The sequence below is a fragment of the Planotetraspora silvatica genome (assembly GCF_016863315.1).
Taxonomy (GTDB): Bacteria; Actinomycetota; Actinomycetes; order Streptosporangiales; family Streptosporangiaceae; genus Planotetraspora; species Planotetraspora silvatica.
In genome coordinates, this window is record NZ_BOOQ01000020.1 from 1 (window position 1) to 5,628 (window position 5,628).

Sequence of the window (5,628 nt, forward strand, 5' to 3'; positions counted from 1 at the left end):
CCTTGGCCGTCAGCGGGTTGTCGCCCGTGATCATGACGGTGCGGATGCCCATCCTGCGCATCTCGTCGAACCGCTCGCGCATGCCCTGCTTGACGACGTCCTTGAGGTGGATGACGCCCAGCACACGGGCCTTGCCGCCGGCGACCTCGCCCACCACGAGCGGGGTGCCGCCGGAGCCGGAGATGCCGTCGACCAGGGGGCCGACCTCCTCGGTCGGGTGACCGCCGTTGTCGCGCACCCACTTCATCACCGAGGTCGCCGCGCCCTTGCGGACCTGCCGCCCGTCCACGTTCACGCCCGACATGCGGGTCTGCGCGGTGAACGCGACCCACTCGGCGTGGGCCAGCTCTCCGGGCTGCCGCTCCCGCAGGTTGTGGGCCTGCTTGGCGTGCACCACGACGGAACGGCCCTCGGGCGTCTCGTCGGCGAGGCTGGCGAGCTGCGCCGCCTCCGCGAGCTCCTGCTCGCTGACGCCCGCGACCGGGACGAACTCCGACGCCTGCCGGTTGCCCAGCGTGATGGTGCCGGTCTTGTCCAGCAGGAGCGTGTTGACGTCGCCCGCCGCCTCCACGGCGCGGCCGCTCATCGCGAGGACGTTGCGCTGCACCAGCCGGTCCATTCCGGCGATGCCGATCGCGCTCAGAAGAGCGCCGATCGTCGTCGGGATGAGGCACACCAGCAGCGAGACGAGCACGACGCCGCTGACGCCGTCGGCGTTGAGCGCCAGGGAGTCGGCGATGCCCGGGTTCGCGATCTTGGAGTAGATCGCGAGCGGCTGCATGGTGATGGTCGCGATCAGGAAGATGATCGTGAGCGCGGCCAGCAGGATGTTGAGCGCGATCTCGTTCGGCGTCTTCTGCCGATTCGCGCCTTCGACCAGCGCGATCATCCGGTCGATGAAGCTCTCACCCGGCTTCTGGGTGATCTTGACGACGATCTGGTCGGACAGGACCTTGGTGCCGCCCGTCACCGCGGACCGGTCGCCTCCGGACTCCCGGATGACCGGCGCGGACTCTCCGGTGATGGCCGACTCGTCCACCGACGCGATGCCTTCGACCACGTCGCCGTCACCGGGGACGACCTCCCCCGCCTCGACCACCACGTGGTCGCCCTGCTGGAGTTCCGGTGCCCCGATCACGTCCCACTGGGAGACGGCCGAGCCGGGCTTCCAGCCCTTGAGACGGCGGGCGGTCGTGTCCCGCTTGGCCGCGCGCAGCGTCGCGGCCTGGGCCTTGCCCCGCCCCTCCGCCACCGCTTCGGCCAGGTTGGCGAAGATGACGGTGAGCCACAGCCACACCACGATCGCCCACGCGAAGAACGACGGATCGGTGATCGCGAGCACGGTGGTGAAGACCGCGCCGACTTCGACGATGAACATGACCGGGTTGCGCCACAGCGTGACCGGGTTGAGCTTCTTGACGGCGTCGGGCAGCGAGGCGATGAGTTGCTTGGGGTCGAGCAGGCCGCCTCCGACCTTGTCGTCCTTCTTATGCGGCGCGGGCGTGCGGCCCGGGCTTTCGACAACTTGTGATGACACCTGGGTTGCCATTTCTACGAAAGTCCTTCTGCGAGAGGACCCAGCGCCAGAGCGGGGAGGAAGGTGAGGGCGACCACGATGATCGTGACGCCGACCACCATGCCGACGAACTGCGGCCGGTGAGTGGGCAGCGTTCCCGCCGACACGGGGACAGGCGCCTGCCTGGCCAGCGATCCGGCGAGACCGAGCACGAAGATGATCGGCAGGAACCGGCCGAAGACCATGCACAGGCCGAGCGCCACGTCATACCAGGGGGTGTTGACGGTGACACCGCCGAACGCCGAGCCGTTGTTGTTCGACGCGCTGGTGAAGGCGTAGAGGATCTCGGACAACCCGTGGGGGCCGCTGTTCAGCATCGCGGCCAGGCCCGCCGAGTTGCCCATCGCCGCGGCGGTGCCGATCAGCACCAGCGTGGGAGTGGTGAGGAAGTACAGCGAGGCGAGCTTGATCTCGCGGGAGCCGATCTTCTTGCCCAGGTACTCGGGCGTCCGGCCGACCATGAGCCCGGCCACGAAGACCGTGAGCACCGCGAGGACGAGGATGCCGTACATGCCGGCGCCGGCGCCTCCCGGCGCCACCTCGCCCAGCATCATGTTGAACATCGTCATCATGCCGCCGAGCGGGGTGAAGGAGTCGTGGAACGAGTTCACGGCTCCCGTCGAGGTCAGCGTGGTGGCCGCGGCGAACGTCGCGGAGTCGGGGACCCCGAAGCGCACGTCCTTGCCCTCCATCGCCGAGCCGATCGCCTGCGTCACGGTGGCGTGGCCGCCGATCTCGAAGACGTTGGTCAGCACGATGCTCGCGAGGGCGAGCGTCCCCATGACCGCGAGGATCGCGTAGCCCTGCCGGTTCTGGCCCACGAGCCGGCCGAAGGTGCGCGGCAGCGAGAACGGGATCAGGAAGATCAGGAAGATTTCCAGCCAGTTCGTCCAGGTGGTGGCGTTCTCGAACGGGTGGGCGGAGTTGGTGTTGTAGAAGCCGCCGCCGTTGTTGCCGAGTTCCTTGATGACCTCCTGGCTGGCCACGGGGCCGCCGGTGATCGACTGGGTGCCGCCCGCGAGGGTCGCCACGTCGTGGGGAGAGGCGAAGTTCTGCACCACGCCGCCCGCGACCAGCACCAGCGCGCCGATGACGGCGATGGGCAGCAGGATGCGCACGGAGCCGCGCACGAGGTCCACCCAGAAGTTGCCGATGTTCTCGGTCCGGTTGCGGGCGAACCCGCGGACCAGCGTGATCGCGACGGCCATGCCGACCGCCGCGGAGACGAAGTTCTGCACCGCCAGGCCGGCCATCTGGACCAGGTGGCCCATGGTGGACTCGCCCGAGTAGGCCTGCCAGTTGGTGTTGGTCACGAAGCTGATCGCGGTGTTCCACGCGACGTGGTCCGTGACGGGGGCCATGCCGAGGCTCAGGAACAGCTTGTCCTGAAGGCGCTGCATGCCGTACACGAAGAGGATCGAGATCACCGAGAACGCCAGAACGCTGCGCGCGTAGGCGCCCCAGCGCTGGTCCCGGTCGGGGCGCACGCCGATCAGGCGGTAGATGCCGCGCTCGGCGACGTTGTGCCTTGTGCCGCTGTAGACCCGGTACATGTAGTCACCGAGCGGCTTGTAGACCACAGCCAGCGCGACGACGAGGGAGACGATGAAGATAATTCCGGCCGCGGTAGGACTCATCAGAACCGCTCCGGAAACAGCAGGGCCGCGATCACGAAGATCACAAGTGCGGCCGACACCGCCAGGCCGATGGCATTGATGGCGCTCACAGGCGCTCCACCGCCTTGACGACCAGCCCGAAGATCACGAAAATCGCGATCGTCAAGGCGACGAAGATGACGTCCGCCATCCCCACTCCTCAGATCCGTAAGGATTACTCCGCGCCACCAGGACAGGTGGCGCAGACAAAGCAAAGCCCTCTATTCCGGGCCTTCCGCACTCCTTGACGGGTTCCATACGGGCGCTGCTCGCGTATTGACGCGATCTCTACGACGGTGATCCGCCACACACCCCGGCGGACGGATCACTTCTGGCGGTGATACCGAGACGTTATGATTCCCGGGCATTGGCGGCCGAAATCAGCCCATTCCTGGCACTTGTCCCTTCGGCCGCCGTCGTCGACACACCCGAGAGAAGGCCGTGATCCCGTCACCGTCGGGCCCCCGGAAACCGACCGCCTCCATACGCGACCGGGACGACATGCGGCGGCTCGTGCGTGAGCTGACGGAGCCGCTGATCCCCCACTTCAGCGCCGGCCGGGCCCGCCTCAGGCTCGGGGCCAACACCGCGCACCACGACGACGTCGCCGCGGAACTCGAGGCCTTCGCCCGGCCTCTGTGGGGGCTCGCCCCGCTCGCCGCGGGCGGTGGCGAGTTCGCCCACTGGGACCCGTGGCGGCGCGGGCTCGCCACGGGCACCGATCCCGGCGACCCCGAGTTCTGGGGGCCGGTGGGCGACACCGACCAGCGACTGGTGGAGACGGCCGCCATCGGCCTCGCCCTCGCCCTCGCGCCCGAGGAGGTGTGGGATCCGCTGACCGGCCGCGAGAGGGACACCCTCGCCGCCTGGCTGCTCGCCGCCCTCGACGCCCGGCCCGTGGACAACAACTGGCAGTTCTTCCCCGTGATGGTGGGGTCGGGCCTGGACCGCGTGGGCGTCGCCTTCGACCGCGGGCCGAACGCCGCGCGCCTCGACCGGCTGGAGTCCTTCGACCTCGGCGGCGGCTGGTACAGCGACGGCCCGACCGAGCAGCGCGACTACTACGTCCCGTTCGCGATGCACTACTACGGGCTGATCTACGCGCGGCTAGCCGGTGACCGCGACCCCGGCCGAGCCGGCCGTTTCCGGGAGCGGGCCGCCGCCTTCGCGGAGGACTTCCAGCACTGGTTCGCGGCGGACGGCGCCGCCGTGCCGTACGGCAGGAGCCTGACGTACCGGTTCGCGCAGGGCGCGTTCTGGGGGGCGCTCGCCTTCGCCGGCGTCGAGGCGCTCCCCTGGTCTGTGATCAAGGGGCACCTGATGCGGCATCTGCGGTGGTGGCTCGACCGGCCGATCCGCGACACGGGCGGGCTGCTGACGATCGGGTACGGCTACGCGCAGCCCATGCTGGCCGAGCAGTACAACGCGCCGGGCTCCCCGTACTGGTCGATGAAGGCGTTCCTGCCTCTCGCGCTGCCCGCCGGGCATCCCTTCTGGGTGGCGGAGGAGCGCGAGGCGCCCGGCCTCGCCCCGGTCAGCACCCAGCCGCAGGCGGGCGCGGCGCTGATGCGCGACGAGGGCGGGCGGCACGTGGTGCTGCTCAGCGCGCGGCAACACCACAACTGGGTACGGCACGGCGCCGCCAAGTACGCCAAGTTCGCCTACTCGACGCTCTTCGGCTTCAGCGTCCCCGCCGGATCGTGGGGACTCGAACAGGGGGCGTTCGACAACACGCTGGCGCTCAGCGACGACGGGGGACACTGGCGTCCGTGCGAGGTCCCGGGAGACTCCTCGGCGTCGGACGGCGTGCTCCACACCCACTGGACGCCCTGGCCGGACGTGGAGGTCGAGACCTGGCTGCTCGCGCTCGCCCCCTGGCACGTCCGCGTGCATCGCGTCCGGTCCGGCCGGGCCCTGCACGTGGCCGAGGGGGCGTTCGCGGTGGACCGCGATCCCGCGCCCCATCGGACCGGGACCGGCCCGGGTCACGCGAGGATCGACTCCCCCGCCGGGTTGTGCGTGATCGAGGACCTGCGCGGCGGCCGGGCGGGGGAACTCGTCCGGGCGCTGCCCGGCACCAACGTCCTCGCCCGCCGCACGGTGATCCCGACGCTCGTCGGCGGCCTCGGTCCCGGCGAGCACCTGCTGGCCTGCGCCGTCCTGGGCTCGGCGGGCTCCCCCGGCCCCTCTGGTGGTCCCGGCTCCGGTGGCTTCGGTTCGCCGGAAACGGAGGCAGAGACGGAAACGGAGACGGAGTCGCCCGGCGCGTGGCCGGCGCCTCCGGCATGGGAGACCGTCGGCGCCCTCCTCCGCGCGTTCCGCGAGCGGGGACACCCCGGGCTTCCCGGGGACGGCTGACTCCGGACCGCGACGCGACGACGGTACGGCGGGCCCGCC

Annotated in this window: 4 protein-coding genes; 1 reads left to right on the forward strand and 3 read right to left on the reverse strand. The window is 70.2% G+C overall.

Annotation, left to right across the window (positions count from 1 at the left end; all coding sequences use genetic code 11):
• From kdpB to kdpF, 3 genes are all read right to left on the reverse strand, one after another.
• Nucleotides 1-1,549 (reverse strand): potassium-transporting ATPase subunit KdpB (gene kdpB, locus Psi02_RS15830; protein WP_203974820.1); only part of this gene is annotated, 1,549 nt, incomplete at its 3' end.
• Nucleotides 1,550-1,551: 2 nt separating this feature from the next.
• The gene (gene kdpA / locus Psi02_RS15835; protein WP_203974822.1) at nucleotides 1,552-3,213 is read right to left on the reverse strand and encodes a potassium-transporting ATPase subunit KdpA; all 1,662 of its coding nucleotides are present in this window, start codon (nucleotides 3,211-3,213) and stop codon (nucleotides 1,552-1,554) included.
• A complete protein-coding gene (gene kdpF / locus Psi02_RS15840; protein ID WP_203952107.1) occupies nucleotides 3,213-3,302 on the reverse strand; it encodes a K(+)-transporting ATPase subunit F in 90 nt (29 codons plus the stop codon). The genes kdpA and kdpF overlap by 1 nt, the downstream gene beginning before the upstream one ends.
• Nucleotides 3,303-3,732: 430 nt before the next feature.
• Here kdpF and Psi02_RS15845 point away from each other — a divergent pair, with 430 nt between their 5' ends.
• Entirely contained in the window at nucleotides 3,733-5,589 is a 1,857-nt protein-coding gene (locus Psi02_RS15845; RefSeq protein WP_203974824.1) for a DUF2264 domain-containing protein, read from the forward strand.
• Nucleotides 5,590-5,628 lie beyond the last annotated feature (39 nt).

Bases quoted from the DNA above. Each gene is read 5' to 3' on its own strand.
- kdpA (WP_203974822.1), bottom strand. From the start codon at position 3,213: ATGAGTCCTACCGCGGCCGGAATTATCTTCATCGTCTCCCTCGTCGTC.
- Psi02_RS15845 (WP_203974824.1), top strand. From the start codon at position 3,733: ATGCGGCGGCTCGTGCGTGAGCTGACGGAGCCGCTGATCCCCCACTTC.